The following is a 16,467-nucleotide window of genomic DNA, read 5'->3' as shown; positions in this document are numbered from 1 at the left end:
GGGCCGCGTTCGGACGATCTTTTGATCTTGATATTGACCTTCAAAAACAACATCAAAAGATCGCAGCCTGCGGCAGCTCCTACAGGGGTAGTGTAAGTCTGTAATATTTTGCATCAGTTGGTTACATTGATAGCCTTTGCGAATCAATTCCTGCGAGTTCCGCCATGGCCATCAACTTCGACCTCAACGACCTGCAAGCCTTTCGCGCGGTGGTCGAGCAGGGCAGTTTCCGCAAGGCCGCCGACACCGTGCGCCTGTCGCAACCGGCCCTGAGCCGACGCATCGAGAAGCTTGAAGACGCCCTCGGCGTAAAGCTGTTCGAGCGCACCACGCGCAAAGTCAGCCTGACCCAGGCCGGTCGTGGCTTCATGCCCAGCGTCGAGCGTTTGCTGGATGATCTGGATGTGGCGTTGCTGGGCATCAGTGAAGTCGCTTCGACCCGATTGGGTCATGTCACCGTGGCCTGCGTGCCGTCGGCGGCCTACTACTTCATGCCGCGGGTGGTCGCCCGCTATCACCAGCAGTTTCCACGAATCAAGGTCAAAGTCCTCGACTCCAGCGCCCACGATGTGCTCAGCGCAGTGGTCAACGGCGAGGCGGATTTCGGTTTGAGTTTTCTGGGCACGCAGGATGCCAAAGTCGACTTTGAACCGCTTGTGCAGGAGTGCTATGTGGTTGCTTGCCGGCGTGATCACCCGTTGGCCGGCCGCAGCAGCGTGACCTGGGACGAGTTCTATCAGCAGGATTACATCTCGCTGGACAAGACGTCCGGCAACCGTTTTCTGCTCGATCAGGCCTTGAGCCGTGTGGTGCCGCAACGCCAGAGCATCTGCGAGACACGACATGTGACGACGATGATTGGTCTGGTGGAGGCGGGGCTGGGGGTGGCGGCGGTGCCGCTGATGGCGATGCCCGGGCCGGATCATCCGATCCTGACGCGGGTGCCATTGACCGACCCGCAAGTGATGCGCAGTGTCGGCATCATCAAGCGCCGGGGTCGTACGTTGACCCCGGCGGCACTGGAACTGGAGCGGCTGGTGGTGGAAATGAAAGTCCAGCCGCCAACGCTCAGCGCTTGACCGAATCCAGCCCCGTGGCTTGTACGTCAGCCTGAGCGGCAGGCGCGGCGAGGTAGTCGAGCAGGGCCTTGGCCTCTTTTGGATGCTGCGCGCCGACCGGAATGCCGGCGGCAAAGCGCGTCACCGACTGCACCGACTCGGGAATCTTGCCGACAAAACTCACCCCCGGCACCGGCAGCAATTCGCTGACCTGCTGGAAGCCCAGTTGATAATCGCCCGTGGCAACCACCGAGCCGACCGGGACTTTCGGGACCATCTTCGCTTTTGGTTTCAGTTGATCCTCGACGCCGAGTTTGTTGAACAACTCCTTCTCGATGTACACGCCGCTGGCGCTGTCGGAGTAGGCCACCGATTTTGCGTCGAGCAGGGTTTTCTTCAGACTTTCGACGCTGCTGATGTCCGGCTTCGGCGCGCCTTCACGCACCACCAGACCGATCCGCGAATCCGCCAGTTCGACCCGCGAGGCCGGGTCGACCTTGCCTTGCTTGATCAGGTCATCGAGGGCGTAGCCGACCATGATCACCACGTCGGCGTGCTCACCGCGGGCGAGGCGATTAGGGATGGCTTCCGGGGCCTTGCCCATCGACGGGCCGAGCTGGGTATCGAGGGTATTGCCGGTGGCGGCTGCGAATTTCGGGCCGAGGATTTTGTAGGCGGCGGTAAAGCCGCCCGACGTCATCACGTTCAGCTGTTCAGCGTGTGCCAGGGCGCTGAAAGCGAAGAGGGCGATGGCGCTGAGATTGATCAGTTTTTTCAAGGTGATTACTCCTTATGCGGCAACCGGTTGCATACGGCCGCCTGCGCGGCGATAGAGGTAGAGCGTGGCGCACAACGCACACAGTGCGCCGACGCTCATCCAGTAACCCGGCGCCGCTTTGTCGCCGGTGTACTGGATCAGGAAGGTCGACATCGCCGGAGTGAAGCCGCCGAAAATCGCGGTCGCCAGGCTGTAGGCGAGAGAGAAACCGGCCACCCGCACTTCCACCGGCATGATCTCGGTCAGCGCCGGAATCATCGCGCCGTTGTACATGCCGTAGATGAACGACAGCCACAACAGCGACAGCAACATGTGGCTGAAGCTTGGCGCCTGCACCAGGTACGACAGCGCCGGATAGGTGGTGGCCAGCGCCAGCAGCGCCATGGCAATCAGTACCGGGCGCCGGCCGATACGGTCGGACAACATGCCGCCAATCGGCAGCCAGAAGAAGTTCGACACGCCCACCAGCAAGGTCACCAGCAACGCATCGGAAGTGCTCAGATGCAGCACGGTTTTGCCGAAGGTCGGCGCGTACACGGTGATCAGGTAGAACGCAGTGGTGGTCAGCGCGACCATCAGCATGCCGCCGAGCACCACGCCCCAGTTCTGGCCGAGCGTGCGGAACACTTCCTTCATGCTCGGGCGGTGTTTGCGTGCGGCGAACTCTTCGGTTTCTGCCAGGTTACGCCGCAGGAAAAAAATGAAAGGCACGATCATGCAACCGACGAAAAACGGAATGCGCCAGCCCCAATCGGCCACCACGCTCGGCGCCATCCACGCGTTCAGCGCATAGCCCAAGGCTGCCGCGACGATGATCGCCACTTGCTGACTGGCCGACTGCCAGGCGGTGAAAAAGCCCTTGCGGCCGGGCGTGGCGATTTCAGACAAGTACACCGAAACACCGCCCAGTTCCGCACCGGCGGAGAAACCCTGCAACAGCCGTCCGATCAGCACCAGCGCCGGGGCGAACAGACCAATGGTCTCGTAGCCGGGCACCAGCACAATCAGGATTGTGCCGCTGGCCATGATCGACAGGGTGACGATCAACCCTTTGCGGCGACCGACGTCATCGATGTAAGCACCCAGCACGATGGCGCCCAGCGGACGCATCAGAAAGCCTGCGCCGAATACGGCAAAGGTCATCATCAGGGAAGCGAACTCACTGCTCGCCGGGAAGAACACCGCCGCGATCTGCGTGGCGTAGAAGCCGAACAGAAAGAAGTCGAACTGTTCGAGGAAGTTGCCCGAGGTGACCCGGAAAATGGCGCCGGCCCGCGAGCCGCCGTGTGGGATTGAGGCTGTCATAGAAAAATCTCCACCGCTTTTATGACGTGCGCGACGTGGAAGCGGCGCACGGTTGTTATTGCGGCGGATGGTCGCGCAGCTGTAACAGGATGTTAATTGCATTGTTGGCATGGATTGATGCGCAAAGCGGATCAATCCCCTGAAACACCACTGTCCTGTGGGAGCGAGCCTGCTCGCGAAAGCGGTGTGTCAGGTAACGAAGATGCTGCATGTGCCGGCCCCTTCGCGAGCAGGCTCGCTCCCACAAGTTTGCGGAGTATCTGCAAGGCTTGTTAACACCACCAAACCCTGTAGGAGGGAGCCTGCCCGCCGACTACAATTCCCCATCCAGCTCAGGCAAAAAAACAAGGAATGATTCCAGTCCTCCGCAGTCGGAGTTCAGGTATCACACATCTCAAGGAGGTTCACCGATGAACAGCAAAACCCTAATCGCCAGCCTGGCCCTCGTCGCCGGCATTGCCGGGATCAGTCCACTTGTTCAAGCGGCGCAAACCTCAAGCGACACCGTCCAGCATTCCCCCACCGGCGACCGAGAACTGAAAGTCGGCGATCGCGCCCCGGACGTCTACCAGCGCAACGAAAAAGCCCTGAAAAACTGGAAGCAGAAAGGCCTGAACCAGCCTGAAGACCAGTCGCAATGGGTTCAGATTAACGACAAGTACGTGCTGGTGAAGATTACTAACGGGACAATCATGGAGATCAAACCGGTGGAGCGTTAAACCGTCGGTTCGATTCTTGCGTATTTTAACAGCCAGCCAGTTCATAGTGGCTGGCTGTTGAACTACTTCGTTCTTCGCGCTATATCACGTCGCTGAGAATGTTCAGATTACCCACTCGATAGCTGACCTGAGTATCTCGATAGAGCGCGTAATTGAATTGGTTTTGCTGTCCGCTCGCCGTATCCCCGAAGTAAGCGTCGATAATACGCTCGGGATCCTTGAGTTGTTCGTCATTCAGTGTGTGTTCCTCTCTGATGTTGAAATTGTGGCTGATTGAAATTTTGCCGTTCTTCAGGAGGTTGCGAAATAAGTTCCACTCGTAAAAACACACGCCTTGAAAGTTATAGAAATTGAGGAAGGGTAAGTTGTGTATCAGGATAAAATGACTGTTTTTTTCAGTGGCTGCTGATAGGCCTAATCCTTTCAGCTTGTCCCTTATGCTCGAATCCCCGAGGTTTTCCTTGAGCGTGATCAGTTGCAGTGCATAGCCTTTTTTGAAGTCGGATTTTTGAAGAATTTCGTACTGCTCACCAAGAAATGTTGGTTGCGCGCTTAGGCGGTATTTGGCCTGAATAAAGTAGAAGCAGTTGTGGGTGGTGTCCTCTAGTATCAGGTCGATGTCATATTTTTTGATCTTTGCGTTGTTTCCTGCTTTGAATCCCGGGTGAACCTTGAAACGCTGGCCCTTAATATTCCTGATGTAGTCAATCATGTGTTCCTGTTCGAAATTATTACCCAGCAGTCCTTTAACGTCATGTGAGTTTTCGGGGTCTTTCGAATCTCCCAAAAGGAATCCGACCAGCTTTTTCAAACCGTACTTGAAATTTAGGGCTCCGCGAATATAGTCATTGCCCCGCACGGCGATAAAGCTCTGTGGAGAATCCACCATGGGCAGTTGTTCACTGGCTAATGCACTGGCCATAAGGGCAGTTGATGCGGGGTTCACGTACGCAGAGAATGCGCTGCTCTGGGTTGTTCGGTGGCCTTGGAGAGCTCGCATTTCAAGGTATGCCGCGATGAATACAACATCCCTTAGATATTGGTATCTGGTATTTTTTTCAAGCGCCGGGGAAATGAAGTTGACATGGATGGACAGGCACTTATCCAAGATGTAGTCGGTGATGTTTTCCTTGTCCTGCAAGGAAAGTGGCCTGCCTTCAATGAGTGAATGACTGATGTTTTGCAGGTAAAAGCGGTCGGTCATGTTGGAGTGGAATTCTGACGTTTCAGCGAGCCACCGTTGCCGAAGGCTCGGCAATAATGCAGGCGTCACACTAATCAGGATTTTTCCACGTCTGTATTTTGCCTGCAGCAGATTCTGAGTCAGCAGGAAATACGTTTCACTCAGGTAGTAGGTCGTCCATAGTTGTTGGTGGGTCAAGGTCGAGAAAAAGTAGGATTCATCCAGATTGAGATTTTCCGTGACGCGGTTGCAAGTGTACTCAAGCTTTGTGAAAAGCGTGGCCTCCCTATAAAAAGACAGCGATTTTTTAAGATTGAGTGTTGCCTTTCGAAAGTAGCGTGCAGGTATTTTGACATTGAAGTATTTGCCGAGGGTTGTGGTGTACAGTTCGTAGTTGTCTTTTCCGATTAATTCCGGGTTGGGCTGCAGGTCTGTTTTGTATGAGTTTTTTATCGCGTTGAGGTTGTTTGCGAGTTCATGGGCGATTATGGACTTTAACTGATCATGGGAGAGGAAGTCTCTCAGTACAGGTAGACGGTGTAGTAGGCGGGTATGCCATTTTAGCGTTGCGCAGTTTGACTCAAGATACTCGATGTTTCTCAGCGGATTCTGAAGAAAGTGCAGCAGGGTCGTATCGACTGGGTTGAAAAGCATGGTGCGAATCCTTGTCACGGGCCTTTTCGGTCTTGACGTTATACGAAGATTCGAAGGTCAATTCCATAAACACGTGTTTATTCAGCAGCATCCACACAACCTTCGGTCACCACGGCTGCTTGCAATCGCACGCCATTCGGGTAAAACGCGAAGGGCGTTTCGAATGACTGGATGTCAGGAGCAATCGTTGGAAAAGAACCCGCTTTATCGCAAAGTAAATACCACTGCCCACAACGTCTGGCGCAACAGTCCGGGCAGCCACTATCGGTATGAGCGTAATACCAAGGCCGAGAGGCGTAGCGAGGCGGCGCGGGGTTCGATGCATGGGATCAAGCATCACGGCTACGATTACACGCCATTATTTCGCTTTCTGTTATCTCGCGTCGGAGGTAACTGGGATGAGATTTACAGTGAGGCAGTTTCTCGGTTGAATCGGCCGGAACCAGTGTTCTGGTTGGTTGCACGGCATGAACACGAGCGCCGGGATATCGTGGGAGTAGGGGAATCGAGTCGCTACAGCAGTTTGTATATCGATGAGCATAAACGTTTGCAAATCGTTAATCCTGAGCTAAGAGCTGAAGACATGACGCCTGCCTGTACCTGCTGCACACATACCTTCAACGGGGTTGTGATCGGCAAGCCTGAATCCTGATTTCACTCCACCCGACTACGGCTCAATACCTGCCCACCCCCCAACCGATACTGGTTATTCCCGCTGCGCTTGGCCTCATACATCGCCAGATCGGCAATGTGCAGCAGCCGATCCATGGTCGGCGCATGGTCCGGAAACACTGCCACCCCAAGGCTGGTGCCGATATGGCGCTGGTCGTTGCCGATGCTGATCGGCGGCGACAGTTCGATGAAAATCTTCTGACAGACGCTGCGGGCTTCGTCCTGCAGGTTGAGGCTCGGGGCCAGGCCTTGCAGGATCACCACGAATTCGTCACCGCCAATCCGCGCGACGGTGTCCGTGGCGCGCAGGATGCGTTTCAGACGAGTCGCGGTGGTGATCAGCACGCGGTCGCCGGCGGCATGGCCGTAGTGGTCGTTGATGGCCTTGAAACCGTTGAGATCGATAAACACCAGTGCCACTCGGGTCAGGCTGCGGCGCGCCTGTTCCAGTGCTTCGGATAAACGCTCTTCGAGCACCAGACGATTGGGCAGGCCAGTCAGCGGGTCGAAGTGGGCGAGGTGCTGGAGGTAACTGGCCGAGGCTTTTTCTTCGGTGATGTCGCGCACCACGCCCATCATCTTGATGACCGTGTCGTGGTCGTTGCGCACCACATTGCCGGTTTCCCGCAGCCAGCGAATCGTGCCGTCGGGCCAGACCACGCGGTATTCCTCGTCGTGGTTTTCACCGGTCTCCAGGCAACGCAATTCACCGTCGCGCACTCTGACGCGGTCGTCCGGGTGCACGCAGGAGCAGAACAGCGCATAAGACGGCGTGATCTCGCCGATCTTGAACCCGAACATGCCGTAGATCGCGTCTGACCAATACAGTCGATCGGTGTCGACTTCCCAATCCCAGGTGCCGATCCGCGCAAAGTACTGGCTGCGTTTGAAACGCTCGGCGTCGCCGTCCTGGTGGATGTTCTGGCGGTCGGCGGCGCGGGTCAGCAGCTCGCGGCATTCGGCCAACTGCCGGCGCAAATCGCGCGCGCGCAAAACCAGTACGACAATCACGGCAAACAGGACAACGCCAATAACAAGGCTGATCCAGAGGTGAGTCATTCAGGAGCTGCCAGCATGACGTATTGATCCGTGAAGTAATGGCGGATGGCTATGTTAATTCTTCATCACTCACTTCCGATACAGCATCGATCTGCGCCTGCGGGTTGCCAATCACCGGCAATTCTGGGAAAACGGCCGCCAGCTGAACAATAGAGTGAATGCCATGAATGATGAACTGCAGGTAATCGATCTTCAGGTGGGCGAGGGCAAGGCTGCCGTCAAAGGCGCACTGATCACCACCCACTACACTGGTTGGCTGGAAGACGGCAGCGAGTTCGACTCTTCCTACAGCCGAGGCAAACCTTTTCAGTGCGTGATTGGCACGGGGCGGGTGATCAAGGGCTGGGATCAGGGGCTGATGGGCATGCAGGTCGGCGGCAAGCGCAAACTGCTGGTGCCGGCGCACCTGGGCTATGGCGAGCGAACCATGGGCAAGATTGCGCCGCATTCGAATCTGGTGTTTGAGATTGAGTTGTTGGAGGTTTTGACGCGGGAGGATTGAGGCGGGTAACCGCCGATCAATCAATTTCCAGGCAACCTGTGGTGAGGGGAGTTATCCCCGATGGACTGCGCAGCAGGCCTTTTTGGGGCATCGCTTCGCGATCCATGGATCCCCTCGCCACAGGGACGCTTTTCAATTTCTGGTCGGGGGCTCTAGGTTGTCGAGGGCGATGCTGCGTTTTTCAGACCGCCATCGTCATCAGCCTCTTGTTCTCACAGGGATTTGTGTCAGGCGCAGAGCAAGCAACACCACCAAACTGATGCAGGAGTGAGCCTGCTCGCGATGAGGGCGGCACATTCAACATTTATGTGATCAGACATATCGCTATCGCGAGCAGGCTCACTCCTACACAGGGCTTGAGGTCGTTTTCAAAATTCCGTTCATCTCCTGAAAGCTCACCGTGCTTGCGATTGCCCAGGCCATCGGCGACTATGCGCGCCATATAGGGGTAGGGGGTATAGGTATGTCGCACATTCATGAACATAAAGACGAGCTGCTCAACCGTGTACGACGCATTGCCGGCCAGGTACAGGCCGTCGAGAAAGCGCTGGAGGGCGAGGCCGATTGCGCCAAGACCTTGCACCTGGTAGCGGCGATTCGCGGGGCGGTCAACGGGTTGATGGAGCAGTTCATCGAGGCCCATACCCGTGAGCACGTGGCGCATCCCGACCTGACTGACGAACAGCGCGCCCAGGGCGCCGAAGATCTGTTGCAAGCCATCCGTCGTTATTCCAAATAGAGCATGCGCATCATGAGCCTGACCCCAAGCGCTGAACGTTTCAGCCATGATCACCAGTTTCTCGGCGCGTCTCACGACGATAACGCCCGCCGCACCTTGTGGGTGGTGGTGCTGACGTTGGTGATGATGATCGGCGAGATCGCCGCCGGCTACCTCACCGGCTCCATGGCTTTGCTGGCCGACGGTTTCCACATGGCAACGCATGCCGGCGCCTTGGGCATTGCCGCAGCGGCCTACGGTTTCGCCCGGCGCAACGCCAACAACCGCCGCTACAGTTTCGGCACCGGCAAGGTTGGCGATCTGGCCGGTTTTGCTTCAGCCATGGTGCTGGGGCTGGTGTCGCTGGGCATTGCCGGCGAGTCGATTTTTCGTCTGTTCGAACCGACCACCGTGGCGTTCGGCGAAGCGACCGTGATTGCAATTGTCGGGCTGGGCGTGAACGTCCTCAGCGCCTTCCTGCTGATGGGCCATCACGGCCATGACCACGGCCATCAGCACGACCACGGCCATGATCATCATCACCATCACGACAACAACCTGCGCTCGGCCTACGTCCATGTACTGGCCGATGCCCTGACCTCGGTGCTGGCGATTGCCGCGTTGCTGGCCGGGCGCTATCTCGGTTGGGTATGGCTGGACCCGGCGATGGGTATTGTCGGCTCGATTGTCATCGCGAAGTGGGCCTATAACCTGATGCGCGACAGCGCTGCGGTTCTGCTCGACACCACCGATGAGCCGGTGGCGGCGGAGATCCGCGAGTTGCTGGAAACTTCGGATGATGTGCGCATCAGCGATCTGCATGTCTGGCAGGTCGGCCCGCAGGCGCGGGCGGCGATTGTCAGTGTGGTGGCCGCCGCCGGCGTCACTGCCGAGGCGATCCGCGAGCGGCTGGCGCCGGTGCATGAGCTGTCGCACCTGACCATCGAACTGCGCAGCGCCTAAGGCTGTAGCGCGCTGAACAGCGGGATCCGCCCATTGAGGGACGGGCGGTAATGCCACGTCAGTTGTTGCAGATTCACACCCTGATCAAGGATTTCTCTGACAGTCGCGGCGGCGATGCTCAGCGCCATCGCTTGTCCCGGACACTGATGCCGGCCGCTGCCAAAGCTGAAACTGCGCCGGTCAGGACGATCCAGCAGAAACCGCTCAGGCTCTTCATTCAATAATGGATCGCGGTTGGCCGAGGCCAGCAGCACCAGAATCACCTCGCCAGCCTCGAGCCGCACACCATCTATCTCGCAAGTCTGCGCGACAAAACGCCGGGTGTTCTGCACCGGCGGATCAAAGCGCTGAACCTCGGCCAGCAGTGCGTCCACTGAGGCATCACGCAACTCGGGCTGACGTTGCAGCGCGATCAGTGCATTGCCGATCAGTCCGGCAGTCGCTTCAAACGTCTGCGAACAGAGGCCGATCAGGTTGGCGATCAGCATTTCTGCCTCACCTGCAAAACGCTGCTTGATGGCCGTGAGCAACTTGCTATCAGCTTCAGCCAGCAACTCGATGAAATAACCACGCAATTGCTCCGCCGCCGCATGCGCCGCCGCCAGTTGCAGGTCATTGCTCAGCGGCGACAGGCAGGCGACGAAATCCGCGGTCAGCTCACTGATCGTCCGGCCTTGCGCCGGGGTGAAGCCGAGCAACGCCGCGACCACGCACACCGGGCCGCGTAACATCGCCTTATATAGGCCGTCGGCGTCCGCCGTAATCAGACGCGCGGCCACCAGTGCGCGTACTTGCTCGTCATCTATCAACTGCAGTGACGGCTCGATAGCCGTACGCGGGCAGCGCTGGCGCTCGCCATCGTTCATCCGCATCAACTGCCCGAACACCTTGCCGGCCATCCCCGAGGCAATCGCCTTGGGCACCGGTTCCTGCGGCGGTCGCACCCGACAATCGGCATGCACCAGCACCGCACATACCGCTCGGGCGCTGCTGGCGACCCACAATTTCAATCCGTGATCAAAGGTCAGTCCGCCCTCGGCGCGCAATTTGGCGTAGTAGGGGTAGGGATCGGCATGCGTCGCAGCGATGATCGGGTCCATGGTTCACAGCCTTGTCGTCGGGAAAGTGATGCGAGTATCTTCAGTTCGCAGCGACGACGATTCGTCGGGGAGCGAAATATGCACGCAGAACATCAAGACATTGGCGTTTCGCAGGTGGCGGCCGCCATTGCCGAACCGGCACGCACGAAAATCCTCTGTTCGCTGATGGACGGCCACGCCCGCACCAGCACTGAATTAGCGGCCGTGGCGGAAGTCAGCGCCTCCACCGCCAGTGCACACCTGGCCAAACTCAAGGATCTGTCGCTGGTGCGCCTGCACGTGCAGGGCCGCCATCGTTATTACAGCCTCGCCGATCAACGGGTGGCGCAGGCGCTGGAAGCGTTGATGGTGATCGGCCAGAAAGCCGCGCCGAGCTTCAAGCCGCACACCCCGGATCGCCTGCAATTCGCCCGCACCTGCTATGACCACATGGCCGGCACGCTGGCGGTGTTACTGCACGACCGTTTGCTCGAGGCGGGGTGGCTGGTGGAAACTGACGAGCGCGCTTACCGCTTGAGCGAGAGTGGCGAGGCGCTGTTCGTGGGTTTGGGGATTGAGGTGCAGGACTTGATCAGCTTGCGCCGCAAGTTCGCCTGCCCGTGCCTGGACTGGAGCATGCGTCGGCCGCATCTGGGCGGTTCGTTGGGCGCGGCGTTGTTGCAGATGGCGCTGAAACGCAAGTGGGTGACGCAGGATCTGGACAGTCGGGCGTTGGGATTATCGGCGCTGGGGCGCCGAGAGATCGGGTCGCGGTTCGGGGTTGAGTTGCCGTTAGACGCGAAGATCAAAAGATCGCAGCCTGCGGCAGCTCCTACAGTAATGGCGGACACCCGATAATTCTCGACCCTGCCCAATCCCAGGCTGCGATCTTTTGATCCGGTTTTGCACCTTGTGCCAATCCAATAGACTCGATACTGTACGCATAACCAGTACCGAGTCTTCGCCATGCAAATCATCGACAAGCTCAGCATTCTCGCCGACGCCGCCAAGTACGACGCCTCCTGCGCCAGCAGCGGTGCACCCAAGCGCAGCTCCGAGGGCAAGAGCGGGTTGGGCTCGACCGATGGCATGGGCATCTGCCACAGCTACACGCCGGACGGCCGTTGCGTGTCGCTGCTGAAGATCCTCCTGACCAATTTCTGTCTCTACGACTGCCAATATTGCGTCAACCGCCGCTCCAGCGATGTGCCGCGTGCACGCTTCACCCCCGAGGAAGTGGTGACGCTGACCCTGGATTTCTACCGGCGCAACTGCGTCAGCGGGCTGTTTCTCAGTTCGGGGATCATCCGCTCGGCGGACTACACCATGGAACAACTGGTGCGCGTGGCAAAGCTGTTGCGCGAACAGCACGAGTTTCGCGGCTACATCCACCTCAAGACCATTCCCGAGGCCGATCCGGCATTGATCGAGGAGGCCGGGCGCTACGCCGATCGCCTCAGCGTCAATATCGAACTGCCCACCGACGCCAGCCTGCAAACCCTGGCCCCGGAGAAACAGATCGGTTCGATCAAGCAAGCGATGAACACCATCTACACCGGCGTGCAAACGGTGCTCAACGAACCGCGTTCGGCGAAATTCGCCCCCGCCGGGCAAAGTACGCAAATGATCGTCGGCGCCGACGACACCGACGACAGCACGATCCTGCACAGCGCTCAGTCGCTGTATGGCAACTACCGCTTGCGGCGCGTCTACTATTCGGCCTTCAGCCCGATCCCCGACAGCCCGAAAAGCGTGCCATTGGCCGCGCCACCGCTGATGCGCGAGCACCGTTTGTATCAGGCCGACTTCCTCTTGCGCAGTTACGGCTACAGCGCCGATGAGCTGCTCAAGGGCCCGGGTAATCTGGCGCTGGATATCGATCCGAAGCTGGCCTGGGCGCTGCAGAATCGCGAAGTGTTTCCGCTGGACCTGAACCGCGCCGAGCCGTCGCTGATCGCACGCATCCCCGGCATCGGCCTGCGCACTACCGAACGTCTGGTGCAATTGCGCCAGCAACGGCGCATCCGCTACGAAGACGTGGCACGCATGCGCTGTGTGCTGGCCAAGGCCAAGCCGTTCATCATCACCAGCGACTACCACCCGCAACAGGCCGAAGTCACCAGCCACATGCTCTATCAGCAACTGCGTGACCGGCCGCAGCCGCAGCAGATGGGGTTGTGGGGATGATCAATCTCGATTGCGACGACCTGTTCGACACCTGGCGCCAGCAGGCACGCTGGCTGCTCAGCCATGAAGTCGACCCGAGCCTGGTGAGTTGGGCGTCGGAAGGCGTGAGCGACCTGTTTGCCAGTGACGTCTCGGTGCCCGAGGGGCAGGGGCCGTTTCAGGCACGCATCCCCCGTGCACTGCTCGATACCCTGGAGCAAGCCGCGCGCTACCGGGGCGACCAGCGTTGGAGTCTGTTGTATGAAGTACTGTGGCGAGTCAGTCATGGCGATCGCACGGCGATGATGGCCGGCGACAAGCTCGGCAGCGAGTTGCAGCGGCGGATCAAGCAGGTGCAGCGTGAAGCCCATCATTTGCATGCGTTCGTGCGTTTCATCGAACGTCCGCAGGATCAGCCAGGCCCGCAATACGTCGCGTGGCACGAACCGGCCCACGACATCCTGCACAGCGCCAGCGAACATTTCATCGGGCGCATGGGCCGCCATCGCTGGTTGATCGCCACGCCGCGTGACGGGGTTTATTACGATGGCGAGCAGTTGATTCATCAGCGCCAGTGCCCGGTGGAATGGCAGCAACTGGCGCGGAACGTCGATGACCCGCACGGCGAGTTGTGGTTGACGTACTACAGCCACATCTTCAATCCGGCGCGGTTGAACGAGAAGGTCATGCAAGGGCACTTGCCGGTGCGTTTCTGGAAGAATCTGCCGGAGGGCGAATTGATTCCCGGGTTGATCACCCAGGCGCGGATGGGCAAGCAGCAGAATGGGCAGGCGAGCGGGATAGCCGCGCGAGGCGGTAAGCGGATTGCGCTGAAATAGAAAAGCAAAGGATCGCAGCCTGCGGCAGCTCCTACACTGATCCCCTGTAGGAGCTGCCGCAGGCTGCGATCTTTCCAATAAAAAGCCCCCCATCGATCACTCGATGGGGGGCTTTTATGCATCACTGACCGTCAGATCAAACCTTTACGATCCAGCCCGCTGGCGCTTCGATGTCGCCGGTCTGCACGCCGGTCAGCTCTTTGTAGAGCTTCTGGGTGACCGGGCCGACTTCGGTTTCGCTGTGGAACACATGCAGGTGGTCGTTGTAGCTGATGCCGCCGATCGGCGTGATCACCGCCGCGGTACCGCAAGCACCGGCTTCCTTGAAGTCCGACAGTTTGTCGATCAGCACGTCGCCTTCAATCACTTCCAGACCCAGACGGGTTTTCGCCAGTTCGATCAGCGACAGGCGGGTGATGCCCGGCAGCACGGATGGCGAGTTCGGGGTGATGAACTTGTTGTCGTGGGTGATCCCGAAGAAGTTGGCCGAACCGACTTCCTCGATCTTCTTGTGGGTCAGCGGATCCAGGTAGATGGCGTCGGCGAAGTGCGCCTTCTTGGCCTGGGAGCCCGGCATCAGGCTGGCGGCGTAGTTGCCACCGACCTTGGCCGCACCGGTGCCTTGTGGGGCGGCGCGGTCGAAGCTGGAAATCTGGAAGTTGTGCGGGGTCAGGCCGCCCTTGAAGTAGGCGCCGACCGGGATCGCGAATACCGAGAAGATGAACTCCGGCGCGGTACGCACGCCGATGTTGTCACCCACGCCGATCACGAACGGACGCAGGTACAGCGCGCCGCCGGTGCCGTATGGCGGGATGAAGCGCTCGTTGGCGCGAACCACTTCCTTGCACGCTTCGATGAACTGCTCGGTCGACACGTGCGGCATCAGCAGGCGGGCGCAGCTGCGCTGCATGCGAGCGGCGTTCTGGTCGGGACGGAACAGGTTGATCGAGCCGTCCTTGCAACGATAAGCCTTCAGGCCTTCGAAGCACTGCTGGCCATAGTGAAGGGCAGTCGAGCCTTCGCTGATGTGCAGCACGTTGTCTTCGGTCAGGGTGCCTTTGTCCCACTCGCCATTGCGAAAGTACGACAGATAGCGTTTATCGGTCTTGATGTAGTCAAAACCCAGCTTGTCCCAATTGATGCTCTCGTTACCCATGACACCCTCTATCACTGAACAACCGTCGAAACGGTTCAAGGCTTCTGACGTTTTTTGGATGGGCACAACAATACTTCATTCTTGCGCGGTTTCGCAGCCCGGACGATGGGGGGAAAAGCAGATTTATTAGCCTGCTTATGAAAAAACCTTGTCCATCGCTGAAAAGATCGCAGCCTGCGGCAGCTCCTACAGAATCGGCAACCCCACTGTAGGAGCTGCCGCAGGCTGCGATCTTTTGATCTTTAAAGGTGCAACGCATGCCCCAAAGCACGCAACGCCGCTTCCTGTACCGCTTCACCCAGGGTCGGATGCGCATGGATGGTGCCGCCAATGTCCTCCAGTCGCGCACCCATTTCCAGGCTTTGCGCAAACGCGGTCGACAACTCCGAGACGCCGACACCCACCGCCTGCCAGCCGACAATCAGATGATTGTCGCGACGCGCGACCACCCGCACGAAGCCGCTTTTCGATTCCAGGGTCATCGCCCGGCCATTGGCGGCGAACGGGAAGCTGGAGACGATGCAGTCCAGCCCGGCAGCCTTGGCTTCGTCCGGGGTCTGGCCGACCACTACCAGTTCCGGGTCGGTGAAGCACACGGCGGCGATGGCGGTCGGGTTGAATTCGCGGGATTTGCCGCTGATCAGCTCGGCGACCATTTCGCCCTGAGCCATGGCGCGGTGGGCGAGCATCGGTTCGCCGCTGAGGTCGCCGATGGCGTAGACGTTGCGCATGCTGGTCTGGCAGCGGCTGTCGATCTTGATCGCCGAGCCGTTCATGTGCAGATTCAGTGCTTCGAGGTTCCAGCCTTGAGTATTTGGCTTGCGACCGACCGCCACCAGCACCTGATCGGTTTCCAGATTCAGGGTGTCGCCGTTCGGGTCACGCACCTGCAAGGTGCCATCGAAACCCAGCACGCTGTGCTTGAGATAAAGCTTCACGCCCAGTTGCTTCAACGCTTCGTGCACCGGTTGGGTCAGTTCGGCGTCGTAGGCCGGCAGAATGCGATCCTGCGCCTCGACCACACTGACTTCGGCGCCGAGCTTGCGGTAGGCAATACCCAGCTCCAGACCGATGTAACCGCCGCCCACCACAACCAGGCGCTTGGGCACGGACTTCGGTGCCAGCGCTTCGGTGGAGGAGATGATCGGCCCGCCAATGGGTAGGATCGGCAGATTGACGCTGGTCGAACCGGTGGCCAGCACCAGATGTTCGCACTGGATGCGCGTATCGCCGACTTCCACGGTTTTGCCGTCAATGACTTTGGCCCAGCCATGGATGACCTGAACCTTGTGCTTTTTCAGCAGCGCGGCGACGCCGGTGGTCAGGCGATCGACGATGCCGTCCTTCCACTCGACGCTTTTGCTGATGTCGAGGGTTGGCGCCGAAACGCTGATGCCCAGCGCCGAATGCTGGCTGTGATGGCGGGTCTGGTGAAACTGCTCGGCCACGTGAATCAACGCTTTGGACGGAATGCAGCCGATGTTCAGGCAAGTGCCACCGAGCGATTGGCCTTCGACCAGAATCGTCGAAATGCCCAGTTGCCCGGCGCGAATCGCCGTGACGTAACCGCCAGGGCCGCCGCCAATGATCAGCAGCGTAGTGTTCAGAGATTGCAT

At 58.9% G+C, this 16,467-nt stretch carries 17 protein-coding genes; 9 read left to right on the top strand and 8 right to left on the bottom strand.

The genetic code is table 11. The annotated features are described in order from the left end of the window. The first annotated feature begins 164 nt into the window (after positions 1-164). A complete protein-coding gene (locus BW33_RS23625; protein ID WP_047601586.1) occupies positions 165-1,079 on the top strand; it encodes a LysR family transcriptional regulator in 915 nt (304 codons plus the stop codon). On the opposite strand, the gene BW33_RS23620 is transcribed toward BW33_RS23625, so the two are convergent. The 3 genes from BW33_RS23620 to BW33_RS29905 are packed head-to-tail and all read right to left on the bottom strand — an operon-like array spanning position 1,069 to position 3,352. After that, on the bottom strand, positions 1,069-1,836 hold the full coding sequence (locus tag BW33_RS23620) for a substrate-binding domain-containing protein (RefSeq protein ID WP_047601584.1): 768 nt from the start codon (positions 1,834-1,836) through the stop codon (positions 1,069-1,071). The two genes, BW33_RS23625 and BW33_RS23620, sit on opposite strands and share 11 nt — an antisense overlap. Before the next feature lie 12 nt (positions 1,837-1,848). After that, positions 1,849-3,141 (bottom strand): MFS transporter, encoded by a 1,293-nt coding sequence (locus BW33_RS23615; RefSeq protein WP_047601580.1) that lies wholly within the window; start codon positions 3,139-3,141, stop codon positions 1,849-1,851. 55 nt (positions 3,142-3,196) lie between these two features. Beyond that, positions 3,197-3,352: a hypothetical protein gene (locus BW33_RS29905; RefSeq protein ID WP_160168824.1), complete on the bottom strand. Its 156-nt coding sequence runs from the start codon at positions 3,350-3,352 to the stop codon at positions 3,197-3,199. Between the two features lie 199 nt (positions 3,353-3,551). Between BW33_RS29905 and BW33_RS23610 the strand changes: the two genes are divergently transcribed. Next, entirely contained in the window at positions 3,552-3,860 is a 309-nt protein-coding gene (locus tag BW33_RS23610; RefSeq protein WP_047601577.1) for an RcnB family protein, read from the top strand. Between the two features lie 79 nt (positions 3,861-3,939). On the opposite strand, the gene BW33_RS23605 is transcribed toward BW33_RS23610, so the two are convergent. Further along, the gene (locus tag BW33_RS23605; protein ID WP_047601575.1) at positions 3,940-5,697 is read right to left on the bottom strand and encodes a hypothetical protein; all 1,758 of its coding nucleotides are present in this window, start codon (positions 5,695-5,697) and stop codon (positions 3,940-3,942) included. Positions 5,698-5,884: 187 nt separating this feature from the next. Between BW33_RS23605 and BW33_RS28685 the strand changes: the two genes are divergently transcribed. Then, complete coding sequence (locus BW33_RS28685) at positions 5,885-6,349, top strand: hypothetical protein (protein WP_081794248.1); 465 nt, start codon at positions 5,885-5,887, stop codon at positions 6,347-6,349. Between the two features lie 2 nt (positions 6,350-6,351). Here the strand turns inward: BW33_RS28685 and BW33_RS23600 are convergent, their stop codons facing one another. Beyond that, positions 6,352-7,428 (bottom strand): sensor domain-containing diguanylate cyclase, encoded by a 1,077-nt coding sequence (locus tag BW33_RS23600; RefSeq protein ID WP_047601572.1) that lies wholly within the window; start codon positions 7,426-7,428, stop codon positions 6,352-6,354. A gap of 163 nt (positions 7,429-7,591) precedes the next feature. Between BW33_RS23600 and BW33_RS23595 the strand changes: the two genes are divergently transcribed. The 3 genes from BW33_RS23595 to dmeF all read left to right on the top strand — a co-directional run bounded on the left by BW33_RS23595 (position 7,592) and on the right by dmeF (position 9,611). Beyond that, positions 7,592-7,930 carry an FKBP-type peptidyl-prolyl cis-trans isomerase gene (locus BW33_RS23595; RefSeq protein WP_047601570.1) on the top strand — a complete coding sequence of 113 codons (339 nt, stop codon included), beginning with the start codon at positions 7,592-7,594 and terminating at the stop codon, positions 7,928-7,930. Between the two features lie 463 nt (positions 7,931-8,393). Further along, positions 8,394-8,669 carry a metal/formaldehyde-sensitive transcriptional repressor gene (locus tag BW33_RS23590; RefSeq protein ID WP_047601568.1) on the top strand — a complete coding sequence of 92 codons (276 nt, stop codon included), beginning with the start codon at positions 8,394-8,396 and terminating at the stop codon, positions 8,667-8,669. A gap of 12 nt (positions 8,670-8,681) precedes the next feature. Continuing rightward, on the top strand, positions 8,682-9,611 hold the full coding sequence (dmeF, locus tag BW33_RS23585; protein WP_047601566.1) for a CDF family Co(II)/Ni(II) efflux transporter DmeF: 930 nt from the start codon (positions 8,682-8,684) through the stop codon (positions 9,609-9,611). On the opposite strand, the gene BW33_RS23580 is transcribed toward dmeF, so the two are convergent. Then, positions 9,608-10,711 carry a cytochrome P450 gene (locus BW33_RS23580; protein ID WP_047601563.1) on the bottom strand — a complete coding sequence of 368 codons (1,104 nt, stop codon included), beginning with the start codon at positions 10,709-10,711 and terminating at the stop codon, positions 9,608-9,610. The genes dmeF and BW33_RS23580 overlap by 4 nt on opposite strands. Positions 10,712-10,789: 78 nt before the next feature. Here BW33_RS23580 and BW33_RS23575 point away from each other — a divergent pair, with 78 nt between their 5' ends. The 3 genes from BW33_RS23575 (at position 10,790) to BW33_RS23565 (ending at position 13,695) form a co-directional block, all read left to right on the top strand. Further along, positions 10,790-11,548 (top strand): ArsR/SmtB family transcription factor, encoded by a 759-nt coding sequence (locus BW33_RS23575; protein ID WP_047601562.1) that lies wholly within the window; start codon positions 10,790-10,792, stop codon positions 11,546-11,548. Between the two features lie 108 nt (positions 11,549-11,656). Further along, the gene (locus BW33_RS23570) at positions 11,657-12,877 is read left to right on the top strand and encodes a putative DNA modification/repair radical SAM protein (RefSeq protein ID WP_047601560.1); all 1,221 of its coding nucleotides are present in this window, start codon (positions 11,657-11,659) and stop codon (positions 12,875-12,877) included. Further along, entirely contained in the window at positions 12,874-13,695 is an 822-nt protein-coding gene (locus BW33_RS23565; protein WP_047601559.1) for a TIGR03915 family putative DNA repair protein, read from the top strand. Before BW33_RS23570 ends, BW33_RS23565 begins: the two co-directional genes overlap by 4 nt. A 136-nt stretch (positions 13,696-13,831) precedes the next feature. Here BW33_RS23565 and BW33_RS23560 read toward each other — a convergent pair whose 3' ends face one another. Both BW33_RS23560 and lpdA read right to left on the bottom strand, forming a co-directional pair. Beyond that, on the bottom strand, positions 13,832-14,851 hold the full coding sequence (locus BW33_RS23560; RefSeq protein ID WP_027613221.1) for a branched-chain amino acid aminotransferase: 1,020 nt from the start codon (positions 14,849-14,851) through the stop codon (positions 13,832-13,834). Between the two features lie 242 nt (positions 14,852-15,093). Further along, the gene (gene lpdA / locus BW33_RS23555) at positions 15,094-16,467 is read right to left on the bottom strand and encodes a dihydrolipoyl dehydrogenase (protein WP_047601557.1); all 1,374 of its coding nucleotides are present in this window, start codon (positions 16,465-16,467) and stop codon (positions 15,094-15,096) included.

The sequence above is a fragment of the Pseudomonas sp. RIT288 genome (assembly GCF_000631985.1).
Classification (GTDB): Bacteria; Pseudomonadota; Gammaproteobacteria; order Pseudomonadales; family Pseudomonadaceae; genus Aquipseudomonas.
This window is presented reverse-complemented; position numbering and strand designations above follow the sequence as displayed.